The organism is Cyanobacteria bacterium FACHB-DQ100, from assembly GCA_014695195.1.
Classification (GTDB): domain Bacteria; phylum Cyanobacteriota; class Cyanobacteriia; order Leptolyngbyales; family Leptolyngbyaceae; genus Leptolyngbya.
This window is the reverse complement of record JACJNW010000028.1, coordinates 241,847-257,402: the sequence shown is the minus strand read 5'-3', so window position 1 is coordinate 257,402 and position 15,556 is coordinate 241,847. Positions and strand designations below refer to the sequence as shown.

18 protein-coding genes are annotated in these 15,556 nt (G+C 49.6%); 14 read left to right on the top strand and 4 right to left on the bottom strand.

Annotated elements, in window-relative coordinates:
* The first annotated feature begins 173 nt into the window (after positions 1-173).
* Positions 174-719 (top strand): response regulator, encoded by a 546-nt coding sequence (locus H6F51_12370; GenBank protein MBD1823274.1) that lies wholly within the window; start codon positions 174-176, stop codon positions 717-719.
* 143 nt (positions 720-862) lie between these two features.
* Here H6F51_12370 and glmU read toward each other — a convergent pair whose 3' ends face one another.
* Positions 863-2,227, bottom strand: a complete 1,365-nt coding sequence (gene glmU / locus H6F51_12365; protein ID MBD1823273.1) for a bifunctional UDP-N-acetylglucosamine diphosphorylase/glucosamine-1-phosphate N-acetyltransferase GlmU — start codon at positions 2,225-2,227, stop codon at positions 863-865.
* 389 nt (positions 2,228-2,616) lie between these two features.
* On the opposite strand from glmU, the gene H6F51_12360 reads away from it, so the two are divergent.
* The 9 genes from H6F51_12360 (at position 2,617) to psaK (ending at position 9,434) form a co-directional block, all read left to right on the top strand.
* Positions 2,617-3,846, top strand: coding sequence for a serine hydroxymethyltransferase (locus H6F51_12360; GenBank protein ID MBD1823272.1), 1,230 nt, complete (start codon positions 2,617-2,619; stop codon positions 3,844-3,846).
* Positions 3,847-4,081: 235 nt separating this feature from the next.
* Positions 4,082-5,113 carry an undecaprenyl/decaprenyl-phosphate alpha-N-acetylglucosaminyl 1-phosphate transferase gene (locus tag H6F51_12355; protein MBD1823271.1) on the top strand — a complete coding sequence of 344 codons (1,032 nt, stop codon included), beginning with the start codon at positions 4,082-4,084 and terminating at the stop codon, positions 5,111-5,113.
* Complete coding sequence (locus H6F51_12350) at positions 5,110-6,357, top strand: competence/damage-inducible protein A (GenBank protein MBD1823270.1); 1,248 nt, start codon at positions 5,110-5,112, stop codon at positions 6,355-6,357. The genes H6F51_12355 and H6F51_12350 overlap by 4 nt, the downstream gene beginning before the upstream one ends.
* A gap of 162 nt (positions 6,358-6,519) precedes the next feature.
* Positions 6,520-6,657: a hypothetical protein gene (locus H6F51_12345; protein MBD1823269.1), complete on the top strand. Its 138-nt coding sequence runs from the start codon at positions 6,520-6,522 to the stop codon at positions 6,655-6,657.
* A gap of 27 nt (positions 6,658-6,684) precedes the next feature.
* Positions 6,685-7,125: a type II 3-dehydroquinate dehydratase gene (gene aroQ, locus H6F51_12340; GenBank protein ID MBD1823268.1), complete on the top strand. Its 441-nt coding sequence runs from the start codon at positions 6,685-6,687 to the stop codon at positions 7,123-7,125.
* A 10-nt stretch (positions 7,126-7,135) separates the two neighbouring features.
* Entirely contained in the window at positions 7,136-7,519 is a 384-nt protein-coding gene (locus tag H6F51_12335) for a glutamyl-tRNA amidotransferase (protein MBD1823267.1), read from the top strand.
* Entirely contained in the window at positions 7,520-7,696 is a 177-nt protein-coding gene (locus H6F51_12330) for a DUF4089 domain-containing protein (GenBank protein MBD1823266.1), read from the top strand. It begins immediately after the preceding gene.
* Entirely contained in the window at positions 7,693-9,075 is a 1,383-nt protein-coding gene (locus H6F51_12325; GenBank protein MBD1823265.1) for an AtzE family amidohydrolase, read from the top strand. The genes H6F51_12330 and H6F51_12325 overlap by 4 nt, the downstream gene beginning before the upstream one ends.
* Before the next feature lie 44 nt (positions 9,076-9,119).
* On the top strand, positions 9,120-9,434 hold the full coding sequence (gene psaK / locus H6F51_12320) for a photosystem I reaction center subunit PsaK (protein ID MBD1823264.1): 315 nt from the start codon (positions 9,120-9,122) through the stop codon (positions 9,432-9,434).
* Between the two features lie 41 nt (positions 9,435-9,475).
* Here psaK and radC read toward each other — a convergent pair whose 3' ends face one another.
* A complete protein-coding gene (radC, locus tag H6F51_12315; GenBank protein MBD1823263.1) occupies positions 9,476-10,201 on the bottom strand; it encodes a DNA repair protein RadC in 726 nt (241 codons plus the stop codon).
* Between the two features lie 104 nt (positions 10,202-10,305).
* Here radC and H6F51_12310 point away from each other — a divergent pair, with 104 nt between their 5' ends.
* Positions 10,306-11,205, top strand: a complete 900-nt coding sequence (locus tag H6F51_12310) for a peptidoglycan-binding protein (GenBank protein ID MBD1823262.1) — start codon at positions 10,306-10,308, stop codon at positions 11,203-11,205.
* Here the strand turns inward: H6F51_12310 and H6F51_12305 are convergent.
* Complete coding sequence (locus tag H6F51_12305; protein MBD1823261.1) at positions 11,200-11,574, bottom strand: cytochrome c; 375 nt, start codon at positions 11,572-11,574, stop codon at positions 11,200-11,202. The genes H6F51_12310 and H6F51_12305 overlap by 6 nt on opposite strands.
* Before the next feature lie 234 nt (positions 11,575-11,808).
* Here H6F51_12305 and petG point away from each other — a divergent pair, with 234 nt between their 5' ends.
* The 3 genes from petG (at position 11,809) to H6F51_12290 (ending at position 13,621) form a co-directional block, all read left to right on the top strand.
* Positions 11,809-11,922 (top strand): cytochrome b6-f complex subunit PetG, encoded by a 114-nt coding sequence (gene petG, locus H6F51_12300; protein MBD1823260.1) that lies wholly within the window; start codon positions 11,809-11,811, stop codon positions 11,920-11,922.
* A 131-nt stretch (positions 11,923-12,053) separates the two neighbouring features.
* A complete protein-coding gene (locus H6F51_12295; protein ID MBD1823259.1) occupies positions 12,054-12,767 on the top strand; it encodes a DUF1361 domain-containing protein in 714 nt (237 codons plus the stop codon).
* A gap of 32 nt (positions 12,768-12,799) precedes the next feature.
* Positions 12,800-13,621, top strand: coding sequence for a hypothetical protein (locus H6F51_12290; protein MBD1823258.1), 822 nt, complete (start codon positions 12,800-12,802; stop codon positions 13,619-13,621).
* Between the two features lie 130 nt (positions 13,622-13,751).
* On the opposite strand, the gene H6F51_12285 is transcribed toward H6F51_12290, so the two are convergent.
* Positions 13,752-15,524, bottom strand: coding sequence for a family 10 glycosylhydrolase (locus H6F51_12285; protein MBD1823257.1), 1,773 nt, complete (start codon positions 15,522-15,524; stop codon positions 13,752-13,754).
* Positions 15,525-15,556 lie beyond the last annotated feature (32 nt).

The following is a 15,556-nucleotide window of genomic DNA, read 5'->3' as shown; positions in this document are numbered from 1 at the left end:
TCCGTATTTCACCAAATCGAGTAACATTTGGCACGGAGTTTGCAGGATTGCAACCCTGCTTCTTTCCGTAATGATTCGATTAGGAGTGCAGTGAGGTTTCTATTGCATCGTTTTCCGGCGAATCTTCCCCGATTCAATTGCGATTTTCTAGATCACCCTAGAGGAGTTCAGTTGTGGCAAGTCACAAAGTCATAGTCATCGATGATAGCGCCGTGATTCGGAACATGGTGCGAGATATGTTGCCGAAAGGTAACTTTGAAGTGTTGGAAGCCAAGGATGGTTTGCAAGGAATTAACTTAATTCGGCAGGAGCGTCCGACGCTGATCATGCTGGATTTCCTGCTCCCTCGAATGAGCGGTTGGGAAGTTTATCAGCAAATCCAGGGTACCGCTGAACTGCAAACAATTCCTTTGGTGCTGATGTCCGGGCGCAAAGAAGAAGTAGCAGAGAAGCTACAAGAGCCGTTTGAGTATTTTGAGTTTGTGCAGAAGCCGTTTGACCAGAAGGGTCTGATTGAGGCAATCAAGGCTGCAATGGCAAAGGCGAAACGCCGTCCAGCGCCGTTGCCTTCGCCGCAAGCGGCTCCAGTTGCGACCGCGTCTGAAGCGGCTCAAATTGAAGCGCTGAATCAGAAAGTTGCAAAAATGCAGGCTGAGATTGATGGCTTGAAGAAGCAGATGGGTCAGCTCTTGACCTTTGTGAAGCAGAAGTTGAAGTAATCCCACATCTCTAAATACTCGCTACAGATTGGGGGACTGAGATAAGACAGTTCGCGATCGAGCAAACGATTTGAAGCGCTACAGCAGCAGAAACACCCTGCTACCGTAGCGCTTTTGCTTAGCTAAACTCTCTCTGGTTGACGTTACTGATCTGGAGTGTCCTTTCTGCGCCATCCGGGTTTGACAACTTGGCGGGCACGAGCGATCGCCAGACAATCGTTCGGTAAATCTTCGGTGATGGTTGAGCCTGCGGCAGTGGTGACATCTTCACCGATCGTAATGGGGGCAACCAAACAATTGTTGGAGCCAATTTTTGTACGATCGCCGATCGTGGTTGGGTATTTTTTCACGCCATCGTAGTTGACGGTAATCGTGCCTGCTCCGATATTGACGCGCTTGCCGATCGTGGCATTGCCCAAATACGACAAATGCGCTGCATTCGTTCGTTCGCCTAGTTTCGAGTTTTTTAGTTCAACGAAATTTCCGACTCGGCAGCCTTCACCGATTTCAACGGGCGATCGCAGATGCGAGTAGGGGCCAATCTGGGCGTTCGCGTGAATCACACTGCCCCTAACAACGGAAAACAACACGGTAACGTTTTTCCCGATCTGGCTGTCTTCGATTAAGCTACCTGGGCCGATCTGGCTCCCTGCTCGGATCACAGTATTCCCACGTAGGTGAGTTTGCGGCTCGATCGTTACATTCGCCTCAAGCTCGACCGTATCATCGATCGTGACGCTGGCTGGATCGATGATCGTCACGCCTTCCCTCATCCAGCGATCGCGAATCCGCGTTTGCAGAATCGAGTAAGCCTGAGCCAGTTGAGCGCGATCGTTAATTCCCAAAACTTCCTGATAATCCGCGATATCGACGACTGTAACTTTATCGAAATGGTTCACGGCATCAGTGATGTAATACTCCTTCTGCTGATTATTCGGGGTCAGCTTCGGGAGCACTTGAACGAGATCTTTCCAGCGAAAACAGTAAGCCCCCGCATTGATCCGGCGATTTTGTTTTTGCTCGATCGTGCAGTCGCGATCTTCAATAATCTCAGTCAGAATTTGATTCTCGTCACAAAACACGCGCCCATATCCTGTTGGGTCAGGAACGTGAGCGGCAAGAAGCGTTGCGGCATTGCCTTTCGATCGATGAGTTTCGAGCAGCAAGGTCAGCGTTTCAGAACGCAATAGCGGCAAATCACCGTTTAACACAATCAAATCGTCATCGAATCCCTCAAGAAATGGGATCAACTGTTGAATGGCGTGTCCTGTTCCCAATTGCTCAGGTTGTTCAACAAACTCGATCGACTCCGGATACTCAGTGAGCGACTGACGGACTAACCCTGATTGGTAGCCCACAATTACCAATCGACGTGATGGCGCGATCGCGCTTGCGCTGCCTAAAACTCGCTCAAGGAGCGATCGACTTCCCAAGCGGTGCAACACCTTGGGTAAATCCGATTTCATCCGCGTTCCACGACCTGCCGCCAGAATTGCAACCGCTACCATAGGTTTTTCAATCTCTCAATACGAGAGGGAGTATACCTTGAGTCGGTTTCATCGTTCACCCCTCGATCGAATCTGCTGAAGCACTTTATCGAATACATATAATCGCTTTAGGTTTTTTTCCTCGGCTCTGCGTCGGAATTCAAAGTTTCTCCAAAAATCCAGAGATTCAATCAAAGTCTCGATCGAACAGCGTTATGATCAAAAATCCCGGATACCCCATTCGTAATTCGTGATTGAGTCGTCTCAGATTGCCCTACCCTAGCCATGCGGTTCCGTCTTTAGCTCAATCGCACGACTGAAAATTACGAAACTCCGATCGACGAATTAAAGGAACAAGCACTGTGACGCATTCAAATTTTCTTGCTCAGTCCGATCCCGCTCTTGCTGAAATGCTGCAACAAGAACTGCAACGCCAGCGAGATCACCTAGAACTGATTGCCAGCGAAAACTTCACCTCTCCTGCGGTGATGGAGGCTCAAGGATCAGTCTTGACCAATAAGTACGCCGAAGGTCTCCCTTCAAAACGCTATTACGGTGGCTGTGAATTTGTCGATCGCGCTGAACAACTCGCAATCGATCGGGCAAAAGAACTGTTCGGAGCCGCACACGCAAACGTGCAGCCCCACTCCGGCGCACAAGCAAACTTTGCCGTGTTTCTGACGCTACTCCAGCCCGGAGACACGATCATGGGCATGGATTTGTCGCACGGTGGACACCTGACCCACGGATCGCCTGTAAATGTCTCTGGTAAGTGGTTTAACGTTAAACATTACGGCGTGAGTCAAACCACCGAGCGCTTAGACTATGACCAAATTCGAGAACTGGCACTGGAACATCGCCCGAAACTGCTGATTTGCGGCTATTCAGCGTATCCGCGTGTGATCGAGTTCGAGAAATTTAGAGCGATCGCCGATGAAGTCGGAGCCTACTTGTTAGCCGACATCGCTCATATTGCAGGATTAGTCGCAACGGGACATCATCCGAGTCCAATCCCCTACTGTGATGTCGTCACGACCACCACGCATAAAACCCTACGCGGGCCTAGAGGTGGATTGATTCTCACCCGCGATGCCGAACTCGGTAAGCAGTTAGATAAAGCGGTCTTCCCCGGTAGCCAAGGCGGCCCCTTGGAGCATGTGATTGCGGGTAAAGCAGCCGCCTTTGGAGAAGCACTGAAGCCGGAATTTAAGACCTATTCAGGTCAAGTGATTGAGAACGCAAGAGCAATGGCAACTCAGCTTCAAAATCGCGGCTTTAAGCTAGTTTCTGATGGTACTGACAACCATTTGATGCTAGTGGATTTGCGATCGATCAACATGACCGGAAAAGTGGCAGATCAGCTCGTCAGTGGCGTGAACATTACCGCGAACAAGAACACCGTTCCCTTTGATCCCGCTTCTCCGTTTGTCACGAGCGGTCTGAGACTGGGTTCGCCCGCGATGACCACACGCGGCATGGGTACAGCAGAATTCACGGAGATTGCGAATATCATCGCCGATCGCTTACTTAGCCCTGAAGACGAGAGCGTTGCTCAAGATTGTCGTCGTCGCGTTGCCGCACTATGCGATCGCTTCCCGCTTTACCCCCATCTCAGTGCTCAAGTTCCGGCGTTAGTGTAAAGCCTCGGTAATTTCCCTGATTCGTTTTCAAGGCACAGACTATTGCTGTAAGGGCATCCATCAGTGGATGCCTTTATTTTTGGGAATGACATAGAACTAACTTCAGACAGATGATGATTTTGACAATAAATTTCTGAATGAAACAGAAAATATAGTTCATAATTCTTTGCTAAGGATTCTCGAATCTGTAGTAAACTCTGCCTGAAGCTTTTGTCCTTCCTACCTGCGATTTCTAATGCCGTTTTTTGCCGCATTTCTGATTTCATTCCTGGTTGTTCTTGTTGCAACCCCAATCATTAACCGTTTTGGTAAGCGCGTAGGATTGGTAGATCAGCCAAATCACCGCAAAGTTCATCAACGACCGATGGTTCGTCTCGGCGGCGTGGCGATGTTTCTGGGAGTGGTGATTGCTCTATTAATCGTTTGGTGGATAGGTGGCTTTGGACTGCTCAAACCGACGAAAGAATCAGAGGTTTGGGGCTTGGCGATCGGCGGGATTGCCTTCTTTTTGATTGGGCTGGCGGATGATTTGTTCAATCTGTCTCCCAAAACTCGGTTGATTTTGCAGGTTGTAGTTGCGGGATTAGCTTGGGAGTCGGGGGTGCAGATTGATTTCTTAACCAATCCGATCGCAGGGCTGGTTTCACTTCCAGAATGGGCAAGTTTGCCAATTACCGTCATCTGGCTCGTCGGCATGGCAAATGCGATTAACTGGATTGATGGACTCGATGGACTCGCAGCAGGCGTTTCAGGAATCGCCGCCTTTGTAATGTTCTGGACTTGCTTATTTATGCAGCAGCCCCAAGCAGCGCTGTTTGCGGCAGCACTTGCAGGAGCGACCTTCGGATTTTTGCGCTACAACTTCAATCCGGCTCAGATCTTCATGGGTGATGGAGGTGCGTATTTTATCGGCTTTATGCTGGCGGGGGTGGGTGTGATTGGCTTGGTGAAGAGCGTCACTACCGTTGCCGTGCTGCTTCCGTATGTGATTTTGGCAGTGCCCATTTTGGATATGTCCGCCGTAATTTTAGATCGCATTCGTCGCGGTAAATCCCCGTTTGTTGCCGATAAACGTCACCTGCATCACCGATTGCTGAAAGCTGGATTGTCTCAGCGTTTAGCCGTGCTGTTTATCTATTCGCTGACTCTATGGGCAGGAAGTTTGGCGATGGCAGTCTCCGGGATGCCGAGCGGAGTTGGATATGCGATCGCCGCGACCATCATCTTGAGCGTAACCAGTTGGCAAGTGTGGCGGACAGCAAGATGAATGCAGAAATTATCAGCGTTGGCACCGAACTGCTGTTAGGGAATATTCTCAACTCAAACGCTCAGTTTCTCGCTCAACAGTTCGCTGAACTCGGAATTCCTCATTATTTTCAAACGGTGGTTGGGGATAACCCGGAGCGCTTAAAGCAAGCGATTCAAATTGCCAGCGATCGTGCCAATTTGCTAGTGTTCACAGGGGGATTAGGTCCCACCCCGGACGATTTGACGACCGAAACGATCGCAGACTTCTTCTCAACGCCGCTGATTGAAAAAGCCGAGATTGTTGAAGACATTGCCGCAAAATTCGCTCAGCGTGGTCGCATGATGACCGACAACAACCGCAAGCAAGCGCTGATTCCCGAAGGTGCGGAAATTTTGCACAACCCGATCGGGAGCGCTCCCGGTATGATTTGGCAGCCGCGATCGCATCTAACGATCCTTACTTTTCCGGGTGTGCCTACTGAAATGAAGCGGATGTGGCATGAAATTGCAGTTCCGTATCTCAGACAGCAAGGCTGTGGAAAAGAAATTATTGTCAGCCGCACTTTGCGCTTTTGGGGAATTTCAGAATCAGCTCTGGCTGAGAAAGTTGGTACATTTTTCGATTTGCAGAATCCGACCGTTGCACCTTACGCCAACTACGGCGAAGTTAAGCTCCGAATTTCAGCCAAATCAGCCTCAGAGCAAGTGGCTCAAGAGTTAATTGCGCCTGTTGAACAGCAACTGCGGCAGATTGCAGACATTGATTGTTACGGAGCCGATGAAGAGTCGCTGGCATCAGTGGTGGGTGAACTTCTAAAAGAGCGACAAGCGACTCTGAGCGTCGCCGAATCTTGTACTGGAGGCGGTTTAGGGCAAATGCTCACCCGCGTTTCTGGAAGTTCTGCTTACTTTTGGGGCGGTGTGGTTTCCTACGATAATTCAGTCAAAGAACGGCTTTTAGGCGTTGACCCAAAGGCGATCGCTACTCAAGGAGCGGTGAGCGCGATCGTGGCAGAACAAATGGCAGCCGGAGTGCGATCGCGTTTGGAAACAACCTGGGGAATTAGCATTACAGGGGTGGCTGGGCCCGGAGGCGGCAGCGACGAAAAACCCGTTGGACTGGTCTATATTGGCTTAGCGAACTCAGAAGGCGCAACCAGTCAGCGCTATCTGTTTGGCGATCGTGGACGTGATTGGGTGCGTCAAGTCAGTGCTTGCAGTGCGCTCGACCAGCTTCGACGGATACTATTAAGCGGCGCTTAAGCTTTGCCGCTTGATTTTAATCTATCTTTCGGTATGATGAATGAATACTGATCTCCTAACTTGGGAGTCATGGTTTGGAAAAACTCCTTGCTAAAATCAGAGAGTGCTTAGGTACTTCTGACTTTAGTACCCTTAAACCCAATCAAAGGAGCCGTCTGACCGATGGATTATATTGAAAAGGTATTGGAAAAGCTCAAAGAATGGGCGCGACGTGTGATCGAGACTCTGATGGGTCCTGATGAAGAGCCAGAAGCGGAACTTATTCCCATTCCAGTTCCAGTGCGCGATCGCCACCGTTAGTCCTACACCCATGACGGGGTAAACAGCTTGAGCAGTATTTTGGTCCTCCACGGACCAAACCTTAATCTCCTGGGTAAAAGAGAGCCTGGGGTTTACGGTGTGGTTACGCTGGAAGAAATTAATCAGCGCCTGAAGCAAGAAGCGCGATCGCTCCAGGTTGAACTTACAGCGCTGCAATCGAATCATGAAGGTGTTCTAGTGGACGCGATTCAAGCGGCACTCGGAGAACACCAAGGAATTTTAATCAATCCAGGTGCGTATACTCATACGAGCGTGGCAATTCGGGATGCGATCGCTGCGGTCGATCTTCCGACGGTTGAGATCCACCTGAGCAATATTCATAAGCGGGAAGAATTTCGGCATCATTCTTATATTGCGCCCGTTGCGATCGGACAGATCTGTGGATTTGGAGCCGATAGCTACCGTTTGGGGTTACATGCGCTTGTACACTATTTGAGACAAGCTTAGTTATGACTTTATGGAAGGCGCGGTACAGTTGGCGGTCAATGGAACATTGATGCGCGGCTTAGAACTGAATCAGAATTTATTGGCGCTTAATGCCCAGTTTTTGCGTGAGGATCAGACGGAACCGAGCTATCGGATTTGGTCGATTCACGATCGTCATCCGGCGATGCTGAAAGTGAAAGAAGGCGGAGTTGCGATCGTGGTTGAAGTGTGGGCGGTTCCGGCAAGTGGATTAGCAGCTTTATTGGTGCAAGAGCCACCTGGATTGTGTATTGGAAAAGTTCGGCTCGCAGACGGTACAGAGGTTTTAGGAGTTTTGGGTGAGCCGTTTTTGTGCGAAGGTCAGGTCGAAATCACGCAGTACGGTGGTTGGAGAGCGTATATCGAGAGTCAGTAAATGAACAACGCAAACGAATTTGTCGAAATCATGGCTGAAGCGGTTGGTTTGCCGATTCCAGCGGAGTACCGTGAGAGCGTGGTTGCCAATATGGAACGCATTCACACGGTCGCGCAGTTGGTGCTAGAGTTTCCGTTACCCGAAGAAATCGAAGCCGCCCCGGTATTTGAACCATGAACATTCCTGACGCGACTCAAACCGCGATCGTCGTCCGCAACCGAGAAGTCGCCGCTAAATCGGTGACAGCCGCCGCCCTTGCTCAAATTGCAGAACACAACCAAACTTACAACTGCTTCACGACGGTTTTATCCGAGTCGGCGCTAGAAGCTGCCGATCGCATCGATCAAAAAATTGCCGCAGGAGAAGATCCAGGTGCGTTAGCAGGTGTTCCTTTTGCGGTGAAAGATCTGTTCGATGTCGCCGGAATTCCAACTTTCGCAGGCTCGAAAATTAATGCAGAGAAACCTCCAGCCACTCAAGATGCTGCGTTAATCAAACGCTTGAAGGAAGCGGGAGCCGTCTTGGTTGGAGCGCTCAACATGGATGAATTTGCCTACGGCTTCACCACCGAGAACGCGCATTACGGAGCAACTCGCAATCCGCACGATCTTGGTCGTAGCGCAGGCGGATCATCAGGAGGATCAGCCGCCGCGATCGCCGCCGGATTAGTCCCCTTTAGCTTGGGGTCTGATACGAACGGTTCGATCCGGGTTCCTGCGTCGTTTTGTGGCATCTTTGGGCTGAAACCAACGTATGGACGGCTATCGAGAGCGGGAGCCTATCCGTTTGTGGGCAGCTTGGATCATGTCGGCCCGTTTGCCCGATCAGTGCGAGATCTTGCCCTCTTGTTTGACGTGATGCAGGGGCATGATCCGAGCGATCCGGTTTGTACAGCGCGATCGCCGGAGTTCTGCTTGCCGGAGCTTTCTAAAGGTAGTGAGGGATTGAGGATTGCGATCGCGGATGACTATTTTGCCAGAGGCGGCGAACCAGAGGTGTTTGCTGCTGTCGAACAAGTTGCACAAGCGCTAGGCGTGACTCGTCGTATAACCTTACCCGCACCAGGGCAAGCGCGAGCCGCAGCCTTTGTGATTACGGCAACGGAAGGAGCAAATTTACATTTTGAGGAGCTACGCACCCGATCGCAGGATTTTGATTTTGCCGTGCGCGATCGGCTGCTTGCAGGGGCATTAGTGCCGGGACACTGGTACGTACAAGCGCAGCGATTTCGGCAGTGGTTTCGCGATCAAGTTCGCGAAATTTTTCAAGAAGTGGATATTATTTTGGCTCCGGCGACTCCCTGTGTTGCACCCCGCATCGGGCAGCAAACGATGACCTTAGACGGGCAGGAAATGTTAGTGCGTCCGAATTTGGGGATGTTTACTCAGCCGTTGTCGTTTATTGGGTTGCCGATCGTTTCGGTTCCGGTCAAGCGATCGGGACTCCCGATCGGTGTCCAAATCATCGCGGCTCCATATCAAGAAGCGCTAGTGCTGCGGGTTGCGGCAGAGTTAGAGGCGAAGGGAATCGTTGAGGCTCCGGTCGTCGATCGTTAACTCTTTCAACAATCTTGATCAGAGAATTCAGCGAACAGGTATCTATGGATCTTGTGAATTGTTTCGATTTAGCAAGATTCAGGAGAAAAACGTTGCTTTACTCAACACTACTTGCCACAATGCCCCGAACCGTCGAATGGACACCTGCGGTTGGCTTGGTCATGACGCTGTGCTGTTTGTTTTCGGTTGCGATCGGACGCTTTGCGATCAAAAATCGCGGCGTGGGTCCGAAATTACCGTTAGAGTCACCCGCCTTATTTGAAGGCTTTGGATTTCCCGAACTGCTTGGAACAATGAGCTTAGGTCATGTGATTGGTGCAGGTGTGATTCTTGGACTTAGTAACGCTGGCGTTTTGTAGGTAGAGGGGAACCGTGTATGCAAAAGCTGTGTATACACGGTTTATATGCCTTGTGGAACTTCATTCCAGAGTGCAGTGGTTTGCCTCAAACTTAAGTGTGTGCCATTACCTAAAATTAGGTGATCTAAAATCGGGATGCCAAGGAATCGAGCGCCTTCGAATAATTGACGGGTTAGGGCGATGTCTTCGGTACTAGGTTCAGTGTTTCCAGATGGATGATTATGCGCGACGATCGCTCGCGTTCCTCCTTGCCGAATCACTTCTCGAAAAATTTCGCGGGGGTGGGCTAACGTCTCGGTTGCAGTGCCGATCGTAATTACCTGCGTTGCAATCAGCCGGTTTTTTACGTCTAGAATCAAAACTGCAAATCGCTCTGTGGTTTGCCACATCAATTCGTGACTGAGCGCAGCAGCAGCAACATTTGGATCATCAATCACAGTTTTTTCCGGTGGGCGGGATTGATACACTCGTTTGCCAAGCTCGATCGCCGCTAAAATTGTCGTCGCCTTTGCCGTTCCCACTCCTGGAACTTTGGTCAGTTCTGCAATGCTCACCTCACGCAGCGCACTCAGAGGATCGCGCTCATGCTGACTTAGTTCCTTGAGGATGTACTGCCCCAATCCAACGGCTGAGAGCTTTCCTGAACCCGTGCTGAGCAAGATAGCTAAAAGCTCTGCCGTTGAAAGTGTTCTTGCACCTTGGGCGATCAGACGTTCGCGCGGACGTTCACTCTCTGGAAGATCAGCAATGCGAAGCGAATAAGTCATAAAGTGGGAAAAAGTGTTCGTTTCTCAATTAATCCCTTCTAGCAAATGCAGCGCAACACCGCAGAACGCGCGATAATTTGCTCAGAAAAAATCATAAATTGGATATGTGGAACGCAAGGTTAATTTCCGGTGTGGTTTGTGGAAGTGTCGCGATCGTCACCTATGCTCAAGCCGCGAATGCAGCCCGATCGCAAGACTATTCCCCAGCACAATTTATCTCTGTGCTGAATGGACTGGGCTATGCGGTGCAGTTGGATGCTCCGATCACTGATCCACGGGTTCAGCAGGCGATTCGAGACTTTCAAGTTCAATACGCTTTACCTGTGGATGGAACGTTAAACAATCCCACGCAAGACAAAGCAGCGGAGATTGTGCGATCGCTGCAATCTGGCTTAAATCGTGCTGTAAAACCCTCTCCCCAACTTCCGGGAAGTCAGTTCTACGGCAGGCAAACTGAAGCAGCAGTCAAACAATTTCAGGAGCAAAATCGCTTACCTATCACGGGAACTGCAACGCTAGAAACACGGCGGCGATTAAATGCCATTCTCAACGATGAAGATCCTCTCACCCCTCCGACCACTCCCTCAACACCTACGACTCCTACGATTCCTGCTGAACGATCGCAGTTGAGCATCTACACTGAGCCTCAAATCAAAGCAATTTTGGCTGGGTTTGGGTATGACATTAATCCGCAAGCACCGCTCAGTGATCCCGCAACGGTGCGGGCAATCCGGGATCTTCAGAGACTGTATGGGCTTTCTGAAACGGGTGCGATTAATCGCGACACTGAAGAGCAGTTGTCTAGAGTCATGCGAAATCTACGCAACAATCTGAAGCTGATTTTGAGAAGTAACTTTGCGATCGCTCAATATTACGATGCTGCGACTCGTGCCGCAGTTGAACAATTTCAGTCTCGTTACGGCTTGAGAGTAAACGGAATTGCTAGCTTAGCCGTCCGCAGCCGAATTGATGCCGAGGCACGCAGAATCAGGATCGGGTCATAAACTTTCTAGATATTCCAGCAGGTCTGCCATCTCTTGGGGACTGGGCTGGAACTTGGGCATTGGAGGCGTTTGTCCGCTGATCACCTGCTCTATCAAGCGAGTACGCGACTTGCGACTAGAGACATTTTTCAAACTCGGCCCCACTTTGCCATCTGCCATGATTCCGTGACAACCTGCACAGTTAATTTGAAAGATGGCATGACCCTGGATGGCATCCCCTGGAATCGAGAGAACTTCCTGCACATAGGGATCAGTCCGATGAAGTTGGTTTGCACCCAGAAGCGACAGCACGATCGCAAAACACACGACGAGCGCGATCGTGAGTAATTTTTGGGGCGACCCTTCAGATTTGACAAGCTGCTGGTTCAAAAGAGGATTCTATAAAAGGACTGTAAAATTTGTTCACTCATATACTAAACAGACTTTAACAAATTTCAGCTCCTCCTGCCGCAGCAAATTCTGTAATCTTGCCAAAAAAATCTTGTGATTCGGTTGATGTACAAGGGTTGCTCTATGTGGAGCGGACAAGAACGGCTAAGATAATAGATAACGAGACCTTCATGATTTAAGTTTCAAAATCTTACGAACCGAGGAGATTCAAACATGGTTGAGCCAATTTTGCTGGGTATTGTATTGGGACTTGTGCCCGTTACCTTGGCGGGTCTGTTTGTTGCTGCTTACACGCAATATCGTCGCGGCAATCAGCTGAACCTCTAATTTCATTGTGTTACTCGTACCCTGCCCTGGAAAGTATTTTCTAGGGCAACTTTTTTTAGACGGCATTGTCATACGATCGACAAACGGGCTGAGTAGATTGCAGGAAAGTATTTTTTAGAGGAGTGTCTAAGATGCTGGACTTGCCGCTTAAGTCTCTTGTCGCCCAAGCGCTGCATACGCTCTATCACAACGTCGATTGGATGGGCTGGAATCTGTTTCTTGCCGTCATTCCGCTAGTCCTGAGTGTATGGTTATTTCGGCAGGTGCAAGTTGGCAATTCGACCCTAACTTTGCCGGGTGGCGCGATCGAGCGTCGGCATCGCTCTCCCCTGTGGTGGTTTGGGGTTGCGGTGTTCATTGCCTTTCTGCCGAACGCGCCTTATATTCTCACGGATATTATTCATTTTGTCAGATGGGTGCGGGCGGGTTCGTCGATCTGGACGGTTGCACTGGTTTATGTGCCGCTTTTCTTTTTGTTTCTTTTCGCGGGGTTCGAGGCGTATGTGATGTCGCTGCTGAATGTGGGGCACTACCTGAAGCAGCGAGGACTGAGACGATATATTTTTCCGGTTGAACTATCGATTCATTTGCTGAGCGCGATCGGGATTTATCTAGGACGATTTCTGCGGTTTAATAGCTGGAACCTGCTGACGAATTGGAATGATGTTGTCGATAGCGTATTTGATGCGATGTTTGCAAAGGAACCATTGATGACAATGGTGTTAACATTCATCATTCTCACAGTGCTTTATGCGTTGCTGAAACCTGTTCATTTTTCATTGTCAGACTACTGGAAACTTCGTCCGAAGCGGGAGCGACAGGATTTCGTAATTCCTCACTCTTGAAGCGTAGTTAAACGCAGTGATGGAATACTGCGATGATGAGCATTCGGGCGATTGCTTTAGTGGGTTTGGGAGTGTTGGGATTTGTGGGGTTGCCAGTTCGAGCGGAAGTATTGACAAAGACAGTACAGCAAGGAGAGGTGAAAGCTGAATTGTCATATGAACAGACTTCAACCGATGGCTTTCCCCAAGTCAAGAATGTGCGATTGAAGATTCAGCGATCGGGACAGACTGTATTTGATCAAGCGCCAAAGATTTCTGAGTACGATCGTCCGATGGTTTCGTTTGGGATGAATGAGCGCGATCGTGGGTTTGTTGTTCGGGATTTGAATGGTGATAAAGACCCCGAAGTGATTGCAGATATGTATACAGGTGGGGCGCATTGCTGTGAGTATTCATTGATTTATCAGTACGATTCTGCTCAGAAGCAGTATGTGGAATCGCAAGCCTATTGGGGCAATTTGGGCTATCAACTGCGGGATCTCGATCGCGATGGCAAAACGGAATTTTATAGTGCGGACGATCGTTTTGCTTATGCGTTTACGAGCTATGCGGCTTCGGCGTTTCCAGTTCAGATTTGGCGGTTTGACAATGGAAAAATGATCGATGTGACGCGGCAATATCCGAAGCTGATTTACAGCGATGCTTACAAACTGTGGCAGGGTTATCAGCAAGTGAGAACCGAGAAAGACGCTGAGGTCAAAGGAATTTTGGCGGCTTATTTGGCGGATAAGTATTTGCTTGGGCAGCAAGAGGATGGCTGGAATCGGGTGAGAGCGGCGTATCAGGAGAGCGATCGAGAGAAGTTTTTCAGCGATCTGCGGGAGTTTTTTAAGAAAACGGATTACGAGAAGTAAGCGGCATTGAAGAAAGGTTAGTTCGCTGGGTGTTGGCTTCGTTGCGATCGGCTTCTGCCCCCTAAATCCCCCACGAGTGGGGGACTTTGAACTGAGGCGGAGTTTGTCGTATCGAGTAATTGGGATGAAGTTAGGGATTAACGAGACTCACTCGCTGAACTTTCTGCTTGAATATGCTCTGCCAGCCTGATTTTCGTTGATCGATCGGTTCAGGCGATTTGTTCCAAAGCGTTTCGTAGAAGAAGAACGACATTCCTGCATAGCCTTGATCTCGAACGGCTTTGACTTGTCGTTGGAGTTCGTCGATCGGGCGTGGGGTGCTGGACAATCCGCTTAAGATCCCGATTGCGGTTGGAATGTGATCACGGGCAGCACGTAAGGTCTTCCAAGTGTTGGGATTGATGCGATCGTCGAATTTCTGCCCCTGAAAATAGATTTGCGGGATCACTTCTTCGATTAGTCCTGCTTGTCGCCACTTGTCCCAATCGACTAGAAAGTTCTCGTAGGCGTAAGGCAGATCGAGCGGTGAAAGCGAGATCAGAACCTTGTTTTTTCGGGCTTTGACGGTTTGAAACAGTTTCGCTAGGAAAGCTTGGAGTTTGTCCGATCGCCATCTCGACCATTCTGGATCTTTAGCATTGTCAGGTGGAGCTTTTCCGTTGTGTTCTTGCTTGTAGAGATTCACAGTGTAATCGTCATAGCCGAATGCAACGGGTAAGCCAAAGTGATCATCAAACTGAATGCCATCGACATCGTAGTTATCAACAACTTCGGTAACGAGATTGAGAATGAATTGTTGAACTTCTGGTTTAAAGGGATTAAACCAAACAGGAATCTGAACACGATCGAGCGCTGCGGATTCGTAATCGGTTGAGCCGTCGCGCTTTTGTGTCCACCAGTCGCGATGTTTTTGCGCCAACTCCGAATCTTTAGGAGCCATGAATCCGAACTCAAACCAGGGAATGACAGCCATTCCTTTCTGGTGCGCTTCGGTGATCATTTCTTTGAGCATGTCCCGGTTTTGCAATCCTGCGGCAACTGGGCGCGGGTCGATCGCAAGTCCAACATCTCGCTTCATCACTTGGCTTGGATAAAGCGTATAACCCCAGTTCCAAACGGTTGGATAGAGTGTGTTGAAGTTCAATCGCGCAAGTTCGTTGACTGCATTGCTCAACTTACTCTGATCGAACAACACATCACTATCAATGTTGGTTAACCAAACGCCGCGAATTTCTCTTGCTTGTCGTTCAGGGTTGGGAAGATAGCGATCGCTGATCAAGCCTTTGGTGTCGGATCGAGCTTGGCAGAGGAACGCTGCAATTTCGCCACGGGTTGCAGTTCGATTGGGGTTGAGGCGTTGAACATTGGGAAAGTTGACTGCGATCTTGCGCTCGGTTGTGGCTGCGATCGCGCTTTTCGCATAGTTCGGAATATCCCGAAGATCGGCAAATGTTTTGTTTGTTAGCTCGATTTCATTGGTCGGCTTAAGCTTTAATCCGTTGGCTAGTGCGGTTAAGGCTTGTACTCTAGGAATTTCTAGATTGGGTCGAAAGGTTCCGTCTTCAAAGCCGGAGAAAAAGTTCGATCGATACGCTTTTTGAATGGCATCTTGCGCCCAGAAATTTGCGGGTACATCTCGGAATTGAATCGGTGCGCGGGTGGGAGCACTCATTTGGTCTGGAAAAGCATTCACGACCATTGCAGCAAACTGCGATCGAGTCACTGGATCGTCCGGTCGGAACTGATTGTTCGGAAATCCACGAATGATTGATTTTTGCGACAGAGATTCAACGCACGATCGCGCCCAATGATTTTGAATGTCGGTTAATTTTGGCTGGGAGAAAGCCGAAGGTGCGATCGTTAACACAGCTATCAACAATCCAAGAATCCAAGCGCGTCGCATAGTTCACCTAAGAATGCTCAGTCAAATACCAT

Bases quoted from the DNA above. Each gene is read 5' to 3' on its own strand.
- glmU (MBD1823273.1), bottom strand. From the start codon at position 2,227: ATGGTAGCGGTTGCAATTCTGGCGGCAGGTCGTGGAACGCGGATGAAA.
- H6F51_12360 (MBD1823272.1), top strand. From the start codon at position 2,617: ATGCTGCAACAAGAACTGCAACGCCAGCGAGATCACCTAGAACTGATT.
- H6F51_12355 (MBD1823271.1), top strand. From the start codon at position 4,082: ATGCCGTTTTTTGCCGCATTTCTGATTTCATTCCTGGTTGTTCTTGTT.
- H6F51_12350 (MBD1823270.1), top strand. From the start codon at position 5,110: ATGAATGCAGAAATTATCAGCGTTGGCACCGAACTGCTGTTAGGGAAT.
- H6F51_12345 (MBD1823269.1), top strand. From the start codon at position 6,520: ATGGATTATATTGAAAAGGTATTGGAAAAGCTCAAAGAATGGGCGCGA.
- H6F51_12335 (MBD1823267.1), top strand. From the start codon at position 7,136: ATGGAAGGCGCGGTACAGTTGGCGGTCAATGGAACATTGATGCGCGGC.
- H6F51_12330 (MBD1823266.1), top strand. From the start codon at position 7,520: ATGAACAACGCAAACGAATTTGTCGAAATCATGGCTGAAGCGGTTGGT.
- H6F51_12325 (MBD1823265.1), top strand. From the start codon at position 7,693: ATGAACATTCCTGACGCGACTCAAACCGCGATCGTCGTCCGCAACCGA.
- psaK (MBD1823264.1), top strand. From the start codon at position 9,120: ATGGATCTTGTGAATTGTTTCGATTTAGCAAGATTCAGGAGAAAAACG.
- radC (MBD1823263.1), bottom strand. From the start codon at position 10,201: ATGACTTATTCGCTTCGCATTGCTGATCTTCCAGAGAGTGAACGTCCG.
- H6F51_12310 (MBD1823262.1), top strand. From the start codon at position 10,306: ATGTGGAACGCAAGGTTAATTTCCGGTGTGGTTTGTGGAAGTGTCGCG.
- petG (MBD1823260.1), top strand. From the start codon at position 11,809: ATGGTTGAGCCAATTTTGCTGGGTATTGTATTGGGACTTGTGCCCGTT.
- H6F51_12295 (MBD1823259.1), top strand. From the start codon at position 12,054: ATGCTGGACTTGCCGCTTAAGTCTCTTGTCGCCCAAGCGCTGCATACG.
- H6F51_12290 (MBD1823258.1), top strand. From the start codon at position 12,800: ATGATGAGCATTCGGGCGATTGCTTTAGTGGGTTTGGGAGTGTTGGGA.
- H6F51_12285 (MBD1823257.1), bottom strand. From the start codon at position 15,524: ATGCGACGCGCTTGGATTCTTGGATTGTTGATAGCTGTGTTAACGATC.